Here is a 20,536-nt window from a genome sequence, read left to right as displayed (position 1 = left end):
CCGTGTTTTCCGGGAGATTCCGCCAGGGGTGGTGCGCCGCGGGGCGATCCGGGGCCGGGAATGACGAAGGGACCCCGGCTTCCGCCGGGGTCCCTCGTCTGGGGTGCTGGTCGGTGTGTCAGCCGGCCGTGGCCTTGGGCTGGTCGGCCTTCTTGGCCTGGGCCGCCGCCGTGACCGGGGCCGCCGCCTCGTAGAACTCCTCGCGCGGGTTCTCCATCGCGCCGAGCGAGACGACCTCGCGCTTGAGGAACATGCCGAGCGTCCAGTCGGCGAAGACCCGGATCTTGCGGTTCCAGGTGGGGACCGCCATGCCGTGGTAGCCGCGGTGCAGATACCAGCCGATGCGGCCCTTGAAGCGCAGCGTCATCTTGCCGAACTTGAGCGCCGCGACGCCCTTGTGCAGGCCGAGGCCCGCCACCGCGCCCTTGGAGGCGTGCTTGTACTCGCCCTGCGGGAAGCCGCGCATCCCGGAGATCACGTTGTCGCCCAGCGCCTTGGCCTGGCGCAGCGCGTGCTGGGCGTTCGGCGGGCACCAGGCGTTCTCGACGCCCTGGGCGCGCAGCACGAGGTCGGGGACCTGGGCGTTGTCGCCGGCCGCCCAGATGTAGTCGGTGCCGCGGACCTGGAGGGTGCCGTCGACGTCGACGTGGCCGCGCGGGCCCAGCGGGATGCCGTAGCGGGCGAGCGCCGGGTTGGGCTTGACGCCGGCCGTCCACACCAGGGTGTTGGAGTCGACCACGACGCCGTTGTTGAGCTCCACGTGGCCGTCGACGCAGGAGTTGAGGGAGGTCTTGAGGTGGACCTCGATGCCGCGCTTCTTGAGGTGTTCCAGACCCCACTCGCCGAGCTTGGGGCCGACCTCGGGGAGGATCTTGTCGGCCACGTCGACCAGCAGGAAGCGCATGTCCTCGCGCTTGATGGAGGCGTAGTACTTCGTGGCGTCGCGGGCCATGTCCTCGACCTCGCCGATGGTCTCCGCGCCGGCGAATCCGCCGCCCACGAAGACGAAGGTCAGCGCCTTGCGGCGGACCTCCTCATCGGTGGTGGAGTCGGCCTTGTCGAGCTGTTCCAGCACGTGGTTGCGCAGCCCGATGGCCTCTTCGACGCCCTTCATGCCGATGCCCTGCTCGGCGAGCCCGGGGATCGGGAAGGTACGGGAGACGGCGCCGAGCGCCACCACCAGGTAGTCGAAGGGCAGTTCGTACGGGGCGCCGACGATCGGGGCCACCGAGGCGACCTTGCGGTCCTGGTCGATGGAGGTGACCCGGCCGGTCAGCACCTCGGCCTTGGGCAGAACGCGACGGAGCGGCACCACCACGTGCCGCGGGGAGATGCTGCCGGCGGCAGCCTCGGGGAGGAAGGGCTGGTAGGTCATGTACGACCGCGGGTCGACGACGGTGACAGTCGCCTCGCCGTAACGCATCTTCTTCAGGATGCGGCGGGCGGCGTACAGACCGACGTACCCGCCACCCACGACGAGGATTCGGGGACGCTCCGTGGTGCTCATGCCATCGAGTATCCACCCACCCCCGGGGGGCACCTCGTGAGGCCCTTCACAAGGTTCACAGACCCCTCTGTTACACTACGCGCCCCTTTCGGGGCCTTACCCCCGCGACCTGCGGAGTTGTCCCCCGGCCCGGGGGCGGATGGCGGGTGGGCCGGTGGCCCGGGGGCCGGGTGGATCACGATTCGGCCGTCCCCGCGCACTCACCACGGCGCGCCCATGTGAAAAACTTCACGAAGGTCCTCGCCGGTCGGGCGCCCGCGCCCGGACCCCTACGGTGAAATCCTCCACCGATCTACGGAAGGACCGTTCGCCGTGCCCGAGTTCTCCACCCGCCCGCCGGCGCCCGCGCCGCCGCCACGCCCGATCGCCGCCCCGATCGACCGGCTGCTGGTGGGCGCCGGCTGTCTGCTGGTGATCGGGGCGCCGCTCTTCGCGCTCGCGTCCTGCACCGTGTGGCGTTAGGCCGTCCCTAGGGCCTGGGACCCCGCTCCACCGCGCTCCACAGCAGTCCGTCCAGGATGTCGTGCTCCGACACCACCACCTCCGCCGCCCCGCTGCGCGCCATGATCCGGGACAGGATCAGCGCGCCCGCGCCGATCACATCGGTGCGGCCGGGGTGCATCACCGGGATCGCCGCGCGCTCGGCATGGCTCGCGGCCAGCAGCCGGTCGGAGATCGCCCGCACCGTGCCGGCCGGAATCCGGGAGTGGTGGATCGCCGCCGGGTCGTACGCGGGCAGTTCCAGGGCGATCCCGGCCACCGTGGTGACCGACCCGGCCAGGCCCACCAGGGTGTCCGCCTCGGTCAGCGGCACGTCCCGGGCCGCCTCGTCCAGCGCGGCATCGATGTCGGCGGTCATGGCGGCGAGCTGAGGAGCCGTCGGCGGATCCGCCAGCGCGTGCCGCTCGGTGAGCCGTACGCAGCCGATGTTCACGCTGCGGGCGGCACGTACCGCCCTGTCCCCCAGTACGAATTCGGTCGAGCCGCCGCCGATGTCCACCACCAGCGCGCTGCCCAGGCCGGCGCCGGACAGTTCCCGGGTCGCGCCGGTGAACGACAGGGCCGCTTCCTCATCCCCCGTGATGACTTCGGGACTCACCCCCAGGATGTCCCTGATGCCCGCGACGAACTCCGCCCGGTTCCGGGCGTCCCGCGTCGCCGAGGTCGCCGCGAACCGGATCCGGTCCGCCGGCACTTTGTGTTCCTCGATCGCCGCCGCGTACCGGCGGCAGGCCGCGAACGTACGCTCCAGCGCCTCCGGCGCCAGCCGCCCCGTACGGTCCACGCCCTGCCCCAGCCGGACGATCTCCATCCGGCGGTCCAGCTCCCCCAGCGCCCCCGTGGCCGGGTCGGCGTCCGCGATCAGCAGCCGGACGGAGTTCGTACCGCAGTCGATCGCCGCCGCCCTCATGCGGCCGGCTCCTCGGCGCTCACACACGGGCCCTTGCGCCACCACTGGGGAAGCATCGCGATCGCCTCGTCGCCCAGCGGGTTGACCCCCGGGCCGGCCGCCAGCGAGTGCGCCACCAGCACATGCAGGCACTTCACCCGGTCCGGCATCCCGCCGGCGCTCGGGAAGCCCTCCAGCACCTCGATGGCGTCCCGGCGCGCGAGATAGTCCTCGTGGGCCGCCCGGTACGCCGCCGCCAGCTCCGGGTCGGTGGCCAGCCGCGCCGTCATCTCCTTCATCACCCCGTTCGCCTCCAGGGTGCCGATCGCGGACGCGGCCCGCGGGCAGGTCAGGTAGTACGTGGTGGGGAAGGGGCTGCCGTCCTCAAGCCGGGGCGCGGTCTCCACCACATCCGGGTTGCCGCACGGGCAGCGGTGCGCCACCCCGCGCAGCCCGCGCGGAACCCGGCCCAGCTGGGCCGCCACCGCGGCGGTGTCGGGGTCGGTGGCGGCGTCGGTGGCGGCGTCGGTCTCGGTGTCGGTGTCGGTGTCCGTGTGGTTCTTCATCGCTCTCATTGTTTCAGGGGGGCCGCTCGGTCGGCCTTGTCGATGCCGTCCCACAGATTGTCGTACCAGGGGCGGTTGGCCGGGGCACCACGGTTGCGGAGCCGGTCCTCCGCGGCCTCCTCCTGGGCGCCGGGCGGATCCGGCAGGATGAAACCGGTCTCCCCGGGCCGTACGTAATGGAGGTGACGGCGCGCCTGCTGCTCCACGTACGCCGGGTCCTGCCAGCGGGCCTTCTCGTCCCGCAGCTCCTCCACCCGTTCCTTCGCCTCCGCCGCCTTGCGGCGTTCGTCGCCGATCTCCGAGCGCTGGGACACGTACTGCCGCAGCGGATAGGCGAGCGCAACGATCAGCGCGCAGATCACCAGCGCCAGCAGCGCCGCCCGCCCGGTGAGCCGGCTGCGGCGTACGGGGCGGCGCAGCCGCCGGTTCTGCGCCCGGTAGACGCGGGCGGCGGCCTGCTCGCCCAGCGCCCTGATCCGGGTCGCGGTGGAGAACCGGTCCCGGTTCGCCGCCACATCAGCCTCCCCGTCGCCCCTGTCCTGTACAAACAGCTGTCCCCGCCACCGTACGGGACGGGTGGCGGGGACGGTGGCAGCGGCGTCGGGGTTCGGTCCCGGATCAGCCCTGGAAGCGCGGGAAGGCGCTGCGGCCCGCGTACACGGCCGCGTCGTCCAGGATCTCCTCGATGCGCATGAGCTGGTTGTACTTGGCGACCCGCTCGGAACGGGCCGGCGCACCGGTCTTGATCTGGCCGCAGTTGGTGGCGACGGCCAGGTCGGCGATGGTGACGTCCTCGGTCTCGCCGGAGCGGTGCGACATCATGCAGCGGTAGCCGTTGCGCTGGGCCAGCTCGACGGCGTCCAGGGTCTCGGTCAGCGAACCGATCTGGTTGACCTTCACCAGCAGCGCGTTGGCGGTGCCGGCGTCGATGCCGCGCTGGAGCCGCTCGGGGTTGGTGACGAACAGGTCGTCGCCGACGATCTGCACCTTGTCGCCGAGCTGGACGGTGAGGGTGTGCCAGCCGTCCCAGTCGTCCTCGTGCAGCGGGTCCTCGATGGAGACCAGCGGGTACGCCTCGACCAGCTCGGCGTAGTAGGCGGTCATCTCCTCGGCGGTGCGGGACTTGCCCTCGAAGGTGTAGACGCCGTCGCTGTAGAACTCGCTGGCCGCCACGTCCAGGGCGAGCGCGATGTCCTGGCCGGGGGTGTAGCCGGCCTTCTGGATGGCCTCGATGATCAGGTCGAGGGCCTCGCGGTTGGAGTCCAGGTTCGGGGCGAAGCCGCCCTCGTCGCCCAGGCCGGTGGACAGGCCGCGCTCCTTGAGGACGGCCTTGAGGGTGTGGTACGTCTCGGCGCCCCAGCGCACCGCCTCCGAGAAGGACTCGGCGCCGATCGGGGCGATCATGAACTCCTGGATGTCCACGTTGGAGTCCGCGTGCGAACCGCCGTTGAGGATGTTCATCATCGGCACCGGCAGCAGGTGCGCGTTGGGGCCGCCCAGGTAGCGGAAGAGCGGCAGGTCGCGGGACTCGGACGCGGCGTGCGCCACGGCCAGCGACACGCCGAGGATGGCGTTGGCGCCGAGGGAGGACTTGTCGGCGGTGGCGTCGAGGTCGAACATCGCCTGGTCGATCAGGCGCTGCTCGGTGGCGTCGTAGCCGACCAGCTCGGGGCCGATCTGCTCGATGACGGCCAGTACGGCCTTCTCCACGCCCTTGCCCTGGTAGCGGCCGGCGTCTCCGTCGCGCAGCTCAAGCGCCTCGAAGGCTCCGGTGGAGGCGCCCGAGGGGACAGCGGCGCGGCCGGTACTGCTGTCGTCGAGGCCAACCTCGACCTCGACCGTGGGGTTGCCTCGCGAGTCGAGGATCTCGCGGGCTACGACGACGTCGATGGACGGCACAAGGGGCTCCTTCGTCTGGCTGGACGTCTTATGGCGTCTTGAAACCCTCTGAGCCTAACCGGCCGCCGTCCCGGCGCCGCTCACAACCTCGCCACAATCTGCCGGATGGTTGGCATTTCCGCTGGTCAGGTGCGGTTTTGGCGCAAGGCATCTTTTTGTTTAAGAGCGGAAGAAAACCCGGCGCGGGGCGGCTGAACGGCAGATTGCGCTGCCGTACGAGCCGCCCCGCGCCGCCGGGTTGCCGATCGCGTCCGCCAGGGTGCGGATCGCGTCGCCGATCACGTCGCCGATCGCGTCGCCGGTCGGGTCAGAGGGCGAGCTCCTGGCCGGGGAAGATCAGGTTGGGGTCGTCGCCGACGACGGACTTGTTCTGGTGGTACAGCTGCTGCCAGCTGATGCCGTGGGCGGCGGCGATCTTGGACAGCGTGTCGCCGGACACCACCGTGTAGGTGTCGCCGGAGGCCGCCGGGGCGCTCTCGCTGACGGTCTCGGCGGCCTGCGGGGCGGGCGCCGGGGTCTCCTCGACGGGGGCTTCCCGCACGGGGGCCGGGGCCTCCTCGGCCGGGGCCGGGGTCTCGGTGGTGGCGCCGCCACCCGGGTTGACGTCGGCGGCCGGGCCGCCGGCGGACAGACCCGCCCGGGCGCCGCACACCGGCCAGGCGCCGGGGCCCTGCATGGACAGCAGCACCTCGGCGGTGGCGATCTGCTGCTCCTTGGTGGCCTGGTCGGCCTGGGAGGCGTACTGGGTGCCACCCGCCGCCGCCCACGAGGAGTTGGAGAACTGGAGGCCGCCGTAGTAGCCGTTGCCGGTGTTGATGGACCAGTTGCCGCCGGACTCGCACTGGGCGACGGCGTCCCAGGTGTCGACGGAGGCGGCGTGGGCGCCGGTGGCGCCGATCAGGGGGATGGCGACGGCGGCACCGGTGACACCGGCGGCGGTCGCGAGGCGGGTCGGCTTGGAGGGACGGCGGTGACGGCCCTTACCGGAGAACAGCATGACGATCCTTCTCACCGGACGCCTGCGAGGTGAGCTGTCGGGTTCGGGTCAGTGAGTTGCCCGGCCGGGACGGATGGGCTCCGTCCCGGCTTCACCCCAAGCCGCTCCGGTCCGGCCCGCTCCGGGGAGGAACGGGTCGTTCTCGGTTCGGCGTTCCGCTTCCCCGGCTGCCTGCTGGCCGCCGGGTGACGGACTGGGTCCCCCGCTCCTGCCAAGCGGTTGTGGCGCAGTGGTGGTCCCCCGGCCGGCGGCAGGATTCGGCGTACGGCCAGAGCACCCGGTGTGTAAAACCGAGCGGGGGACACTAAACACACGCCGAATCACGATTCAAGAACGATGAAGATCGCGGCGCGGGCGTGGCTTGACTCCGAACGGGGGATGTTCGCGCAGGTCAGCGGGGAAACGGACAGTGTGGACCAGTCGGGCGGCATCGTCTCATAAGGAGACGATGGTCACACTTAACACCATCCGGAAGTCGCTCCCCGCCACCGGCCCTTAATCGCCCGTTACGCCCAACTCAAGCTGAAGACCTGGGACTATATGATCGGGGTTGTCCCCAATGACCGATTCATTCGCCGCGTAGAGCGCCGGCCAACCACCGTCCACCGTGAGGGCATCGGCGATCCCGGAGAGCGTGTCACCGGTCAGCACCTCGTACGGGCCGCTCTCGCTCTCACCCTCGGCGGCGTCCGGGGCGCTGTCGCCGGACTGCTCACCCGTGGCGGGCTCGGTGCGCTCCCCCGCGCGGTCGGCCGGGCGATCGGCGTGCCGTCCGGCGCCGTCCGCGTTCTCACCCGGCTGGCTGTCCGGTTCGGTGGCCGCGCCACCCCGGTGGCGGCCGGTGCCGGAGCCCTCCGTCGTGCCCTCGGCGGACGCACTGTCGGCCGGCGCGTCCGCGGCCGGATCGGTGGCCTTCCCGGTGGACTTCTCACCCGCCGGGTCCGTCGCCCCGCCGGCCGGCGCGCCAGTGGCGGGCTTGCCGGTGCCGGAACCCGCGTCGCTCGCCTCGTCCGCCGCCCCGCCGGGCACCGTGCCGCCGCCGATCCCGCTCTCGGTGGCCTCCGGGGCCCCGGCCGGGTCGGCCGGGACCCCGGCGTCCGCCCCGGCCTCCTCGCCGCCGGTGCGGAACTCCTGCCACAGCCCGGTGGACACCGCGCAGCTGGGGAACGCGGACTTGCCCTGCGCCGCCAGCATCCGCTCGGCCACCGTGATCTGCTGCGCCCGGGAGGCGAGGTCGGGGCGCTCGGCGAAGTCGGTGCCGCCGTGCTCCTCCCACTGCGCGAGGGGGATCTGGAGCCCGCCGTAGTAGCCGTTGTCGGTGTTCGCGGTCCACACCCCGCCGCTCTCGCACTCGGCGGCGGCGTCCCAGGTCTCGGGGGTGACCGCGCCGGCGGATGTCGCGCCCAGCAGGGGCAGTGCGAGACCCGCTCCGGTGACGCCTGCTGCCACCACGAACGCGGGGGCCTGCTTGGGACGACGATGACGACCTGTGCCGGAGCGCATGTGACTGCCTCTCGTGCGAACGACGTGGAAACGGTGCTGCGATGACGCGATGGTGCGATGACGCATGGCCGCAGTGGTGCGGTTGAGCGCAGAACCTAGCTCGCCCGCCTGTGCGATCACAAGCTGATCCCGTGGAGATCACATACAGATCACACTACTGACTGTGCGTCACATGGCTGGATGTGAACTCTACCGGCAGTGAGCGCAGCCCCCGCATGATCAGGCCACCCCGCCAGCGCAGATCATCCGGATCCACCGCAAGCCGGATATCCGGCAGTTCGGTCAGCAGCATCCCGATCGCCGCCCGCCCCTCAAGCCGCGCCAACGGGGCGCCCAGACAGTAATGAATGCCGTGCCCGTACCCCAGATGCTGATTGTCGCGGCGGCCCAGATCCAGCACATCGGGCCGCTCGAACCGGCGCGGATCACGGTCCGCCCCGGCCAGCACCACCAGCACCGGATCACCCGCCGCCACCGGCTGACCGCCCAGCACGAGCGGCTCCCGCGCGAACCGCCAGGTGGCCAGCTCCACCGGGCCGTCGTACCGCAGCAGTTCCTCCACCGCGCTCGCCAGCAGCGCCTCCTCACCGGCCGCCAGCGATCGGCGCAGACCGGCCAACTCCGCCGGATGGCGCAGCAGCGTATACAGGCCATTGCCGATGAGATTGACCGTGGTCTCGAACCCGGCGAACAGGAGGATGAACGACATGGCCGCCGCCTCCTCCTCCGTCAGATGTTCGCCGTCGTCCGAGGCCCGGATCAGCTCAGAGATCAGGTCGTCGCCGAGATCCGCCCGCTTGCGGTGGATCAGCTCGCCCAGATAGGCCCGCATCCGCTTCACCGAGCGCCCGACCCCGCCCCGCTTTCCCGACGGATGCAGCATCATCCCGGCCCAGTCGCGGAAGTCGTCCTGGTCCTCCGGTGGGACACCGAGCATGTCGCAGATGGCGTAGATCGGCAGCGGGAACGCGAACTCATGGATCAGATCCGCCTCGCCCCGCCCCGCGAAGGAGGCGATCAGGCCGGCCGTCAGCTCCCGCACCCGCGGCTCGAAGGCCGCCACCCGGCGCGGCGTGAACGCCTTCGCCACCAGCCGGCGCAGCCGGGTGTGATCGGGCGGATCGATGTTCAGCAGATGCGTCATCACATTGGCGCCGCGCTCCCCCGGGATACCCACTCGCCCGCTGTGGTGCGCCTGGGCGCTGTGCCGGTCCGGGTTCTTGCTCAGCCGCGGATCGGCGAGCGCGGCCCGGGCGTCCGCGTACCGGGTGACCAGCCAGGCCGCCACCCCGCTGGGCAGCTCCGCCTTGTACACCGGGGCGTTCTCCCGCAGCCAGGCGTACGCGGGATACGGGTCGGCGCCGAATTCCCGGCTGAACAGGGCGGGCGTCGGGGACGGGCCGGGCGAAGGGGGTGGGGTCGTCTGCACCCGTACGACGCTAACCGGCCGCCGGCACCGCCCGGACGGCGGCCGGGGAACGGTCCCGGTCCGGGATCACCGCCGAGACCCGGAAGCCGCCGCCGTCCACCGGCCCGGACACAAAACCGCCGCCCAGCGCGGTGACCCGCTCCCGCATCCCCACCAGGCCGTTGCCGCCGGACGGCAGCGCCGCCCGGCCACCGCCGGGGTCGCCACCGCCGAGCGGGGCCGGCGCCTCGTTGAGCACCTGCACCGCCACCTCGCCGTCCCGGTGCGCCAGCCGCACCCGGGCGGCGGCGCCGGCCGCGTGCTTGTGCACATTGGTCAGCGCCTCCTGCACCACCCGGTACGCGGTGGACTCCACCTGCGCCGCGTAGCAGCGCGGCTCGCCCTCCACCGACAATTCCACGGCCATCCCGGCCGCCCGGGACTGATCCACCAGTGAGGCCACCTCACTCAGCCGCGGCCCGCCGGCCGCACCGCCGCCCACCCCGCGCCGCCCGGCCGCCGCGATCTCCGCCAGCCGGGCGGCGGCATCCGCGCTCCCGCCCGCGCCCGCGCCGGGCCCCGGCTGCTCGCCGGGCGTCTCGCGCAGCACCCCCAGCATGGTCCGCAGCTCGGTCAGCGCCTGCCGCCCCATGTCCGCGACCAGGCCCGCGTTCTTCTCCGCCTTGCCCGGATCCTTGGCCACCACCGCCTGGAGCGCCGCCGCGTGCACCACCATCAGCGACACCCGGTGCGCCACCACGTCGTGCATCTCGCGGGCGATCCGCCGCCGCTCCTCGCCGCGCGCCCACTCGGCGCGCTCCTCGGCCCGCTCGGCGAGCAGCCCCAGCTCCCGCTCCAGACCGTCGGCCCGGTCGCGCAGCGACTCCACCAGCCGGCGGCGGGCGCGTACGTACATGCCCAGCAGCACCGGCGGCACGGTGGACGCCACCCCGAACAGAATCGCCACGAACGGCTTGAACCACATCGGTATCGGCTGCTCGCGCAGCCCGGCGTCCTGGTCGATGAGGAGGAAGGTCACCAGGGCGGTGCCCACGCACAGCATGGACGCCATCGCCCCGGTGATCCGGCGCGGCGCCTCGGTCGCCGCGAGGGTGTACAGACCGATGACAGCCATGGCCATGCCCATCTGGGCGGGCAGCACCGCGATGGACACCAGGATCACGGCGAGCGGCCACCGGCGCCGTACCAGCAGGGTGGCCCCGGCCAGCGCGCCGAGCAGCGCGGCCGGCAGCACGGGCAGCCCGGTACGGCCGGCGAACGATATCCCCTGGAGGGTGCACTCGGCGGCCGAGCCCAGCGCCAGCACCACATCCAGCGCGACCGAGCGCCGCCGCTCCCACCACCACAGCACGGCGCCGCCCCCCGGCCCCGCCTCCCCGCCCCTGTCCGCCCCCGGCTCGCTCATACCACCCACCCTACGGGCGCGGTCCACCCCATTTCCGCCCCCCGACCGAATCGCGCCCAGCCACGTGGGCAGCGAGAAAGGTCTGACCACGGCCCAGCGGGCGGCCTTTCTGATGGTCGTCGCGCAGTTGGCCGCCGACCTCCGGGAAGGCGTACCGCCCCGCCCGTCGCCGCGGGTCAAGAAGACGCAGGGGCACGACGGGGGGTGGGAAATCTCCTGGGCGCCGGACGAGCCCGCCACCTTTCCGTACGGCGAGCCGCTTCACAAGGGCGACCCGCACATCATGTGGCGGCGCATCGGCACCCACGCCCGTCTCCGTCCGGCCCTGAACCCCGCCAGGGGCGGTGAAGTGCCGTTGGGGGGCGTGGATTCCGAGTGGTGGGGTGGGCTCGGGTAGGGTCTGTCCCGGCGATCCGCCGTGGGGTAATCGGTAGCCCGCAGGACTTTGAATCCTTGTAGTGCTGGTTCGAGTCCAGCCGGCGGAGCACAGCCGCAGCGGGGCCCGGTCACCGGCCGGGCCCCGCTCTTTCGCGCCCGCCTCGCCGCGTCAGCGGTGACCCAGCAGCCGCAGGCACTCCGCCTCGTCCGAGCGCAGCTGGATCACGGTCTGGTCGTACGGGCCGCGCTCGGTGGTGAAGTCCTGGAGCAGCCGCTGGATCTCCGGCAGCGCGCGGGCGTACTGGGCGGTGGCCATCAAGGTGGCGGCGTACTGCTTGCGCAGCGTGCGCACCACCGGCGAGTGCTGGCCGTAACGCACGGCCGCCCGCGGCAGGGTGTGGCTGAGCAGTTCCGCCGCCTGCGCGTAGTGGTGCTGGGCCAGCAGCCGCCGTACCTCCTCCACCACCGCCGACAGATCCTGCTCGCGACCGCGCGGCCGGGTGGCGGGCCAGGGCGACATCGGCTGCCGGAACGGCCGGCTGGGGTCCATGGGGACGGCGGGCGGCGCCCCGGCCATGCCGGGGGCGGGCAGCAGCGGGGTGAGCGCCGCGAAGACCTCGTGGGCGTCGGCCGGGCGGCCGAAGGGGTCCTTCGCGAGCAGCCGGTGGATGAGCACGGCGAGCGAGGGCGGGGCGTCGGGGCGCAGCTGCTGGAGGGGCAGCGGGTCCTCGTGCAGCTTCTTGTAGAGCAGCCCGGCGGCGTTCGGGGCGCGGAAGGGTGCCTGCCCGGTGAGCAGTTCGTAGCCGATGGCGCCGAGCGCGTACAGATCGGCGGCCGGGCCGACCGGGGGGCCGCCCACCGCCTGTTCGGGGGCCATGTAGACGGGGGTGCCGAGCAGCGCGCCGGTACGGGTGAGGCGGGTCTCCTCGTGTTCGCCGTGCACGGCGGCGATGCCGAGGTCGAGGATCGTGACCCGACCGTCCATGCGGATCATCACATTGCCGGGCTTGAGGTCGCGGTGGACGATCTCCACGGCGTGGACGGCGGCGAGCGCCGAGCACAGCTGGGCGAGCGTGGCCACGGCCCAGGGCCAGGGGTAGGGGTCGTGTTCGGCGAGATGGTCGGAGAGGTCGCTGCCGTCGATGAGCTGCATGACCAGATACAGCTCCTCGCCCTCACTGCCCGCGTCGTGCACGCCGACCAGCCCCGGGTGGTCGATGCGGGCGGTGGCGCGCGCCTCGCGCAGAAAGCGGCGGCGCAGCTCGTCGGGGTCGGTGGTGCCGGACAGGGAGGCCAGCCGGTTGGCGTGCAGCAGCTTGACGGCGATGCGGCGCGCGCCGAGCGCGGTGTCGTGGCCGGCCCAGACCTCCCCCATCCCGCCCTTGCCCAGCGGCTCGGTCAGTTCGTAGCGGCCGGCCAGCAGCCGGGGGCTCACCGGTTACCGCCTTCTTCGTCCTTCCGGAGGTACGCGCCCAGTTCGTCGAGTTCGTCGGCGACCTGCCGCATCCGGGGCGAGGCGGGCGGGGCGGGGGTGTGGGGCGGGTGGGGTGCGTGGGGTGCGTGGGGCAGGGGCCCGGGCTGGAGCGGTGGCTGGGCCCCGTAGTGCGGCGACGGTGCGTACTGCGTGGGCGGTGCGAACCGGGTCGGGGTGTACGCGACGGGTGCGGCCGGGACGCGCCCCGGGCGCTCGAAGCGGTCACCGCGTACCGCGTGAACGGTGGCGACCACGATCAGCGAGAGCCAGCAGAAGGCGAACAGCGAGGACACTTCCGTGACGTCGGAATCGTCGCCCGAGGCCGCCTTCACCCCAGCGCCCGCGCCCGTGCCGGTGCCCGTCCCGGTGCTCGGGAAGGATTCCAGCCAGAGCAGCAGACCGACCGACACCAGCACGTACCCGCACAGGACCGCCCAGTCCACGCCGCGCTTGCGCTGGAGGGCGAAGCGCAGCATGGGCACCCAGGTCAGCAGCCCGAAGGAGAGGGTGGGGATGGCGGCGAACAGTGCGCGGACGATGAGCGCCCGCGCACCGGGGCCCCTGGGTGGTGCGACCGGTCCCGGCTTCGGCACCGGCGGGGGGCCGGCCGGCGAAGGCGGCCCATACCCGTACATCTGCATTCCCCGTCCACCCGTTCGGTCAATTCTCGCGGACGAGGATGATATCCGGGGCCGGGCGGTACGGTCGCCCGGTCATTCGCCGGGCGGCAGTGTCCCCTCGGTGAGGCCGTCGACCGTTCCCTGGGCCAGTTGCCGGCCGAGATCGGCGGCGTGCCGCAGCGCCTCCTCGAAGGCGGCCAGATCGCGGAACCGGCGGCCGTAACGGCGCTGGGTCGCCAGCGGCAGCCGGGGCACCTTCAGCCGGCGCACATCAACGCGCGTTGCGCTGGACGCGTAGCTGCTGGCCTGCCGGGTGTTGGCGGTGCCGCGCAGAAAGCCGGCCAGGAACCAGGGGTCGAGGGCGGCGGTGTCCGGGCGCAGCAGCGACACCCGGCGGTCCGGCTGCTCCCCGCCCGCGTCGTCGGTGACGACCTGGGTGGGGGAGCCGTCCAGCAGCAGCGGGACGAGAACGTCGCCGGGGCGGGTGGCGGGGGGCGGTTCGCCGGCGGCGGTGTGGGCGTGCAGTTCGAGGGCGCCGGTGCGGATCAGTTCGCCGATGGTGACGGTGGACCAGTGGGCGCCCGGCGAGTCGGCGTCGATGTCGGGGTGGACGACGGCGGCCAGGGAGTGGGTACGGCGCAGGGTGCCGCGCAGTTCCTTCTGTACGGCGGTGAGCGCGGCGGTGCCGGTGGCCTCGGCGGGCGGCGGGAGATGGCGGGCGGGGGCGAGATCGACCTCGTCGTCGAGGAGGTCGATGACGGGCAGGGCGCGCCGGGTGCCCGGGACGGCGCCGATGTCGCCGTCCCGCTGGAAGTCGTGCCAGGCGTCGAGGATCGTACGGCGCAGCCCGTCCCAGTCGAGGTCGGCGCGGGCGCCGCTGGGCGGGCGATAGGTGGTGGCGGTGTCCACGACCAGCAGCCGGGGGTCGGGGGTGGCGGAGCCGTCCGGCTTGCGCAGCACCCACAGATGGAGGGGGAGGCTGTGCGGCGCGGCGGCACCGGCCGGCAGCGCGATGACGGCGCGCAGGGCGCCGCGGCGCAGCAGGGCGCCGCGGACCCGGCGCCCGGTACGGCGGGAGGCGGCGGCGGGCGGCATCAGCACGACGGCGGTGCCGCCGGGGCGCAGCCGGGCCAGGGCGTGCTGGACCCAGGCCAGTTCGGACTCGGCGCGGGCGGGCAGGCCGTACTCCCAGCGGGCGTCGTAGGTCAGCTCGGCGTGGCCCCAGTGGCGTTCGTTGAACGGAGGGTGACACAGCACGGCGTCGACCGTGAGGTGCGGGAAGGCGTCGGCGAGCAGGGTGTCGCCGTCCCTGACCTGGACGGTGGCGGCGCCGCGCAGCGCCAGGCGCAGGGCGCCGAGGCGGGCGAGGACGGGGTCGGTGTCCTGCCCGTACAGCTCGGTGGGCGCCTCGCGCTGCCGCCGGGCGGCGGCGAGCAGGCCGCCTGCTCCGCAGGCGGGGTCGAGCACGGAGCCGGCCGGGCCGGCGAGGGCGGCCATCAGCGCGGCGGTCTCGGGCGGGGTGAGCGTGAGCCGGGCGGCGGCGCCGTCGGTGTAGCGGCCGAGGGCGAACTCGTACGCGTCGGCCGGGCCGATCTCCGCGGCGAGCGCGGCGGCGGCGGCGGTGAACGGGCTCTCGCCGGCCACGGGGGTGGTGGCCCCGGGTTCGGCGTCGTGGGCCAGGTAGTGCTCGCCCAGGGCGATGAGGGCGCCGGTCTGGCCGGCCGGGTCGGCCTCGATCAGTTGCCACAGCCGTTCCCGTGGCGGTACTTCGGCGAGCTTGCCGTGGTCGCGCAGCCACTGCTCGATCTCGGCGAGGGAGAAGGTGGGGCTGGTGTCGGTGCCGCCGACGGGGCGGGGGAAGTGTGCGTAGCGGCGCCGCCAGTTGCTGACGGCGGCGCGGCCGACGCCGGCGAGACGGGCGATCCCGGCCGCGGTGACCTCGGTGACCTCGGTGTTGTGCCCCGGCACCTGCATCACTCCCATCCCTCTTCCTGTTGTGTAACGGACCTTACCTACCCCAACCTGCCCACTCGATACACGGGAGCCAAAGTTCTACTCATTATTTCTCGTGTTGACTCGGTTCACAGGCTGTGCTGTGATTACGCCATCGGTCCACCAAAGGCCGTGACAGCACATCAGGAGGGGACTCACCATGACCGCCACCGTCACACCGCAGCAGACGCGGACCCGGACCCGCGCCCAGATCCGTACGCCCTTCCGCCGGCAGCGGCTCCAGGCCCTCGCCGGCCTCGCGGCCGTCACCCTGGCCATGGGCGCGCTGACCGCTTGCAGCGAGGACCAGCCGGTGAAGAGCGACGGCGGAACGGAGAGCACGGGCAACGGCGGCGCCGCCGGCGGTGGCGGGACCGACGACGCGGGCGACGACACCTCGGCCGACACCGGCTCCGACACCGGCTCCGACACCGGCTCCGACACCGGCTCCGGATCGGACTACTTCGACCTCGACAGCGTCGCCATCTGGGAGGACACCGGCCTGGAGATCAGCGTCAACGAGATCTCCGCCTACACCCCGGGCGAGTACGCGCTGCTGGAGAACGAGGACTACGACGCCTACAAGGTGGAGTTCAGCCTCACCAACAGCGGCACCGAGCGGCTCAGCACCCTGCTCATCCTCCCCACCGGCTACGACGAGAACGGCGTCGAGGCCGCCCGCATCTACGACGGTGACGTCGGCATGGGCTTCCAGGAGAACGTCGACCCCGGGGTCACCGTCACCGCCGAGTACGCCTTCGAGGTCCCGCCGGGCAGCACCTCGTTCACCGTCGAGATCGGCGACCTGCTGGACGAGCCGGCCGTCTGGAAGTTCGAGCTCTGACGCCCCCCGGCCGACCCGGCCGGCCCACCCCTCACAGCCGGGGTGCCGTACCGCTCACGGCACCCCTCCTCACCCAGCCCCACTCCAGCAAGTCCCACGACCAAGGACTCTGATCTCATGTCGCACGCGCCGAACGCCGCGTACCAGCAGCAGCCGCAGCACCAGCAGCAGTACCCCGCCGCCCCTCCCCACCACGGCCGGGGCGGCACCGGCGGCACCCCGAAGAAGCCCGCCACCCTGCTCGCCATGCTCGGCACCGGACTGCTGAGCGCGCTGGTGGCCGTCATCGGCTCGGTCATCGTCATCAGCGGCGGCTCCGACCTCGCCAAGGACAACCTGGAGAGCATCTTCGGACCGCTCGGCGACCCGGACGACTACTTCACCCAGCTGCTCGTCGACGAGCGCAGCGACCAGCTCATGGCCCGCGCCATCCTCGTACTCACCGGCGCCCTGTTCATGCTGCTCTTCGTGCTGCTCTCCCACAAGGGCGCCACCTGGGCCCGGGTACTGACCACCCTCAACGCGCTCGGCCAGATCGGCTCGCTGATCGTCTTCGTCGGCGACGAAGCCCCCGGCTCCATGGTCGCCACCGGCTGGATCGCGCTGATCGCCGCCGCGGCCCTGATCGTCACCACCTGGCTGCCGGCCAACGGCCGCTATGCCAAGGAGCTGAAGGCCGCCCGCCGCTGACCGCACCGCACCACTTCGCGGCGCACCAAGGGCCCCCGGTACGTACCGTCGTACGTACCGGGGGCCCTTGGCCGTGCGCTCAGGACCCGGGGATCGTGGTCAGGAACTCCCCCGTCCACGCCAGCAGCTGCCGCCCCGTCAGCGGCTTCCCGCCGATCTTCGCCGTCGCCGGCCTCGGCACCAGCACCTGCCCCGTCGCCCGCTTCACCACCGACCCCGGATACACCCGCGTCAGCCGCAGCTCCTGCGACTCCCGCAGCTCCACCGGCGAGAACCGGATCTTGTTCCCCTGGAGCGTGATGTCCCCCACCCCGCACGCCCGCGCCAGCATCCGCAGCCCCGCCACCAGCAGCAGATTCTCCACCGGCTCCGGCAGCGGCCCGTACCGGTCCGTCAGCTCCTCGCGCACCGCCGCGATGTCCGCCTCCGTCGTCGCCGCCGCGATCGACCGGTACGCCTGCAACCGCAGCCGCTCCCCCGGCGCGTAGTCGTGCGGCACATGCGCGTCCACCGGCAGCTCGATCTTCACCTCAAGCAGCGACTCCTCCGGCTCCCCGCCGCCGGCCCCCGCCTCCAGCGTCGCCCGGTAGTCCGCCACCGCCTCGCCGACCATCCGCACGTACAGGTCGAAGCCCACCCCGGCGATGTGCCCGGACTGCTCCCCGCCCAGCAGATTGCCCGCGCCCCGGATCTCCAGGTCCTTCATCGCCACATACATGCCCGCGCCCATCTCGGTGTGCTGCGCGATGGTGGCCAGCCGCTCGTGCGCGGTCTCCGTCAGCGGGCGCTCCGGCGGATACAGGAAGTACGCGTAGCCGCGCTCCCGCCCCCGCCCCACCCGGCCGCGCAGCTGATGCAGCTGCGACAGACCGAAGGTGTCGCCCCGCTCCACGATCAGGGTGTTGGCGTTGGAGATGTCGATCCCGGACTCCACGATCGTCGTCGACACCAGCACATCGAACTTCTTCTCCCAGAAGTCCACCACCACCTGCTCCAGCGCCGACTCGCTCATCTGCCCGTGCGCCGTCGCGATCCGCGCCTCCGGCACGATCGCCCGCAGCCGCGCCGCCGCCCGGTCGATGGAGTCCACCCGGTTGTGGATGTAGAAGACCTGGCCCTCGCGCAGCAGCTCCCGGCGCAGCGCCGCGCCGATCTGCTTCTCCTCGTACGGGCCGACGAACGTCAGCACCGGGTGCCGCTCCTCCGGCGGCGTGGTGATCGTCGACATCTCCCGGATGCCGGTCACCGCCATCTCCAGGGTGCGCGGGATCGGCGTCGCCGACATCGTCAGGACGTCCACATTCGCCCGCAGCTTCTTCAGTTGCTCCTTGTGCTCGACGCCGAACCGCTGCTCCTCGTCCACGATCACCAGGCCGAGGTCCTTGAACCTCACCTCGGAGGAGAACAGCCGGTGGGTGCCGATCACCACATCCACGGTGCCGTCCCGCAGCGCCTCCAGGGTGGCCCGCGCGTCCGTCTCCGACTGGAAGCGGGACAGCGCCCGTACCGACACCGGGAACTGCGCGTACCGCTCCGAGAAGGTGCCGAAGTGCTGCTGTACGAGCAGGGTGGTGGGCACCAGCACCGCCACCTGCTTGCCCTCCTGCACCGCCTTGAACGCCGCCCGCACCGCGATCTCGGTCTTGCCGTACCCGACATCGCCGCAGATCAGCCGGTCCATCGGGACGGACTTCTCCATGTCCTCCTTGACCTCCCCGATCGTCGTCAGCTGATCGGGGGTCTCGGCGTAGGGGAAGGCGTCCTCCAGCTCGCGCTGCCAGGGGGTGTCCGGGCCGAAGGCGTGCCCGGGCGCCGCCATCCGCGCCGAGTACAGCTTGATCAGGTCGGCGGCGATCTCCTTGACCGCCTTCTTCGCCCGCGCCTTGGTCTTGGTCCAGTCCGCGCCGCCGAGGCGGTGCAGGGTGGGGGCCTCGCCGCCCACGTACTTGGTGACCTGCTCCAGCTGGTCGGTGGGCACGAACAGCCGGTCGCCGGGCTGGCCGCGCTTCGCCGGCGCGTACTCCACCAGCAGATACTCGCGGGTTGCGCCCTGCACGGTGCGCTGCACCATCTCGATGTAGCGGCCCACCCCGTGCTGCTCGTGCACGATGTAGTCGCCGGCCTCCAGGGTGAGCGGGTCCAGCGTCTTGCGGCGCCTGGCCGGCATCCGGGCGCCGTCCCGGCCGGCCGCCTTCTGGCCGGTGAGGTCGGTCTCGGTGAGTACGGCGAGGCGCAGCGCCGGGTCGGTGAAGCCGTGCTCGACGGCGCCGCGCGCCACATGCACGACGGACGGGGCGATCGGGTCCCCGGCCGGCAGGCCGCTGACCGCCGGCCGGGCGGCGATGCCCTCGCCGGTGAGCACCTCGGCGGTACGGGCCGCCGGCCCCTGCGCCTCGGTGAGGTAGACGACGCGCCAGCCGTCCGCCAGCCAGCCCTTGGTGTCGGCGAGCGCGCGCGCCATGTCGCCCCGGTAGGACTCGGCGGCCCGCAGGCCCAGCCGGATGGTGTCGTCCTCGGCGGTGACGTCCGCGCTGAACGGGCTGACCGTCCACCACGGCATGCCCAGCTCGGCGGCGTGCTCGCGCACCTCGGCGATGCCGCGCAGCGAGGCCGCGCCGACATCGATGGGCGCCTCGCCGCCGCCGGCGGTCGCCGCCCAGGAGGCCATCAGGAACTCCTGGCTGGTGGCGACCAGGTCGGCGGCCCGGGTACGGACCCGCTCCGGGTCGCACACCACCGCCATCGATCCGGCGGGCAGCACGTCCAGCAGCAGCTCCATGTCATCGACCAGGACCGGGGCGAGGGACTCCATGCCGTCCACGGCGATGCCCTCGGCGATCTTGCCGAGCAGTTCGCCCAGCTCGGGGTGCAGCTCGGCGAGCGCGGCGGCCCGCTCCCGTACGGCGTCGGTCAGCAGCAGCTCGCGGCAGGGCGGCGCCCACAGGCCGTGTTCGGCGATCTCCAGGGAGCGCTGGTCGGCGACCTTGAAGTAGCGGATCTCCTCGATCTCGTCGCCCCACAGCTCGACCCGCAGCGGGTGCTCCTCGGTGGGCGGGAACACGTCGAGGATGCCGCCGCGCACCGCGAACTCGCCGCGCTTCTCCACCAGCTCGACGCGCTGGTACGCGGCGGCGGCGAGGGCTGCGGTGACGGCCTCCAGCTGTACGGTCTGGCCGCCGCGCAGGGCGACCGGCTCCAGGTCGCCGAGCCCTGCCACCTGGGGCTGGAGCACGGAGCGGATCGGCGCGACCACGACGGAGACCGGCCCGGCGCCCGGGTCGTCGGTACGGGGGTGGGCCAGGCGCCGCAGCACGGCGAGCCGGCGGCCGACCGTGTCGGCGCGCGGCGAGAGCCGCTCGTGCGGCAGCGTCTCCCAGGACGGGAACTCGGCGACCGTGTCCGGTGGCAGCAGCGAGCGCAGCGCGGCGGCCAGGTCCTCGGCCTCCCGCCCGGTGGCGGTGACGGCCAGCACCGGGCGCCCGGCGCCGCGCGCCAGGGCGGCGACCGACAGCGCCCTGGCGGCGGGCGGCCCGACGAGATCGACCTGCCGCCGGCTGCCGCCGCGCGCGGCGGCGACCGCCTCGGCGAGGGCGGGGTCTTCGATGACGGCGTCGAGCAGGCCGTGCAGGCTCATGGGAGATCCATCCGGTCCGGTCACGGGGGCGGGCGAGGCGGGGGCGGGGCGCCACGGGGGCACGCGCAACAGCCCGGTACGGGCGCCGCACCGGGTTTCCTTCAGCCTACGCCCCCACACCTCCACCCAAATGGGTGCATCGTGCAAGCGGATGGATACGGGGGGTGAGCGGTGGTAGAGGGCGCCGGGGACGGGGAACGAACCCTGT

At 72.8% G+C, this 20,536-nt stretch carries 17 protein-coding genes, 1 tRNA gene and 1 riboswitch; of the genes, 5 read left to right on the top strand and 13 right to left on the bottom strand.

Annotated features, from left to right (window positions below):
• Positions 1–118 precede the first annotated feature (118 nt).
• A complete protein-coding gene (locus AC5WRL_RS20390) occupies positions 119–1,507 on the bottom strand; it encodes an NAD(P)/FAD-dependent oxidoreductase (RefSeq protein WP_496090057.1) in 1,389 nt (462 codons plus the stop codon).
• 312 nt (positions 1,508–1,819) lie between these two features.
• Between AC5WRL_RS20390 and AC5WRL_RS20385 the strand changes: the two genes are divergently transcribed.
• Positions 1,820–1,969 (top strand): hypothetical protein, encoded by a 150-nt coding sequence (locus AC5WRL_RS20385; protein ID WP_496090056.1) that lies wholly within the window; start codon positions 1,820–1,822, stop codon positions 1,967–1,969.
• A 7-nt stretch (positions 1,970–1,976) separates the two neighbouring features.
• Here AC5WRL_RS20385 and AC5WRL_RS20380 read toward each other — a convergent pair whose 3' ends face one another.
• The 8 genes from AC5WRL_RS20380 to AC5WRL_RS20345 form a co-directional block, all read right to left on the bottom strand.
• Positions 1,977–2,918 carry a Ppx/GppA phosphatase family protein gene (locus AC5WRL_RS20380; RefSeq protein WP_496090055.1) on the bottom strand — a complete coding sequence of 314 codons (942 nt, stop codon included), beginning with the start codon at positions 2,916–2,918 and terminating at the stop codon, positions 1,977–1,979.
• A complete protein-coding gene (locus tag AC5WRL_RS20375; protein ID WP_496090054.1) occupies positions 2,915–3,463 on the bottom strand; it encodes a DUF501 domain-containing protein in 549 nt (182 codons plus the stop codon). The genes AC5WRL_RS20380 and AC5WRL_RS20375 overlap by 4 nt, the downstream gene beginning before the upstream one ends.
• A gap of 5 nt (positions 3,464–3,468) precedes the next feature.
• Positions 3,469–3,978, bottom strand: coding sequence for an FtsB family cell division protein (locus tag AC5WRL_RS20370; RefSeq protein WP_496090053.1), 510 nt, complete (start codon positions 3,976–3,978; stop codon positions 3,469–3,471).
• 103 nt (positions 3,979–4,081) lie between these two features.
• Positions 4,082–5,362 carry a phosphopyruvate hydratase gene (gene eno / locus AC5WRL_RS20365; RefSeq protein ID WP_496090052.1) on the bottom strand — a complete coding sequence of 427 codons (1,281 nt, stop codon included), beginning with the start codon at positions 5,360–5,362 and terminating at the stop codon, positions 4,082–4,084.
• 307 nt (positions 5,363–5,669) lie between these two features.
• Complete coding sequence (locus AC5WRL_RS20360; protein WP_496090051.1) at positions 5,670–6,359, bottom strand: transglycosylase family protein; 690 nt, start codon at positions 6,357–6,359, stop codon at positions 5,670–5,672.
• A gap of 3 nt (positions 6,360–6,362) precedes the next feature.
• A riboswitch (cyclic di-AMP (ydaO/yuaA leader) is annotated at positions 6,363–6,507 on the bottom strand.
• A 347-nt stretch (positions 6,508–6,854) separates the two neighbouring features.
• On the bottom strand, positions 6,855–7,862 hold the full coding sequence (locus AC5WRL_RS20355) for a LysM peptidoglycan-binding domain-containing protein (protein ID WP_496090050.1): 1,008 nt from the start codon (positions 7,860–7,862) through the stop codon (positions 6,855–6,857).
• Between the two features lie 154 nt (positions 7,863–8,016).
• Positions 8,017–9,291, bottom strand: a complete 1,275-nt coding sequence (locus tag AC5WRL_RS20350) for a cytochrome P450 family protein (protein WP_496090049.1) — start codon at positions 9,289–9,291, stop codon at positions 8,017–8,019.
• Between the two features lie 10 nt (positions 9,292–9,301).
• Positions 9,302–10,696 (bottom strand): sensor histidine kinase, encoded by a 1,395-nt coding sequence (locus AC5WRL_RS20345; RefSeq protein WP_496090048.1) that lies wholly within the window; start codon positions 10,694–10,696, stop codon positions 9,302–9,304.
• Between the two features lie 64 nt (positions 10,697–10,760).
• On the opposite strand from AC5WRL_RS20345, the gene AC5WRL_RS20340 reads away from it, so the two are divergent.
• Both AC5WRL_RS20340 and AC5WRL_RS20335 read left to right on the top strand, forming a co-directional pair.
• Positions 10,761–11,093 (top strand): hypothetical protein, encoded by a 333-nt coding sequence (locus AC5WRL_RS20340; protein ID WP_496090047.1) that lies wholly within the window; start codon positions 10,761–10,763, stop codon positions 11,091–11,093.
• Between the two features lie 15 nt (positions 11,094–11,108).
• Positions 11,109–11,181, top strand: a tRNA-Gln gene (locus AC5WRL_RS20335).
• A 62-nt stretch (positions 11,182–11,243) separates the two neighbouring features.
• Here AC5WRL_RS20335 and AC5WRL_RS20330 read toward each other — a convergent pair.
• From AC5WRL_RS20330 to AC5WRL_RS20320, 3 genes are all read right to left on the bottom strand, one after another.
• Positions 11,244–12,509, bottom strand: coding sequence for a serine/threonine-protein kinase (locus AC5WRL_RS20330; RefSeq protein WP_496090046.1), 1,266 nt, complete (start codon positions 12,507–12,509; stop codon positions 11,244–11,246).
• Entirely contained in the window at positions 12,506–13,183 is a 678-nt protein-coding gene (locus tag AC5WRL_RS20325; protein WP_496090045.1) for a hypothetical protein, read from the bottom strand. Before AC5WRL_RS20325 ends, AC5WRL_RS20330 begins: the two co-directional genes overlap by 4 nt.
• A gap of 78 nt (positions 13,184–13,261) precedes the next feature.
• Positions 13,262–15,151, bottom strand: coding sequence for an N-6 DNA methylase (locus tag AC5WRL_RS20320; protein ID WP_496090044.1), 1,890 nt, complete (start codon positions 15,149–15,151; stop codon positions 13,262–13,264).
• Between the two features lie 169 nt (positions 15,152–15,320).
• Here AC5WRL_RS20320 and AC5WRL_RS20315 point away from each other — a divergent pair, with 169 nt between their 5' ends.
• Both AC5WRL_RS20315 and AC5WRL_RS20310 read left to right on the top strand, forming a co-directional pair.
• Positions 15,321–16,004: a DUF4352 domain-containing protein gene (locus AC5WRL_RS20315; protein ID WP_496090043.1), complete on the top strand. Its 684-nt coding sequence runs from the start codon at positions 15,321–15,323 to the stop codon at positions 16,002–16,004.
• A gap of 117 nt (positions 16,005–16,121) precedes the next feature.
• Positions 16,122–16,694, top strand: coding sequence for a hypothetical protein (locus AC5WRL_RS20310; RefSeq protein WP_496090042.1), 573 nt, complete (start codon positions 16,122–16,124; stop codon positions 16,692–16,694).
• Between the two features lie 79 nt (positions 16,695–16,773).
• Here AC5WRL_RS20310 and mfd read toward each other — a convergent pair whose 3' ends face one another.
• Positions 16,774–20,328 carry a transcription-repair coupling factor gene (mfd, locus tag AC5WRL_RS20305; RefSeq protein ID WP_496090041.1) on the bottom strand — a complete coding sequence of 1,185 codons (3,555 nt, stop codon included), beginning with the start codon at positions 20,326–20,328 and terminating at the stop codon, positions 16,774–16,776.
• Between the last annotated feature and the right edge of the window lie 208 nt (positions 20,329–20,536).

Source organism: Streptomyces sp. NTD107, from assembly GCF_059510435.1.
This window is presented reverse-complemented; position numbering and strand designations above follow the sequence as displayed.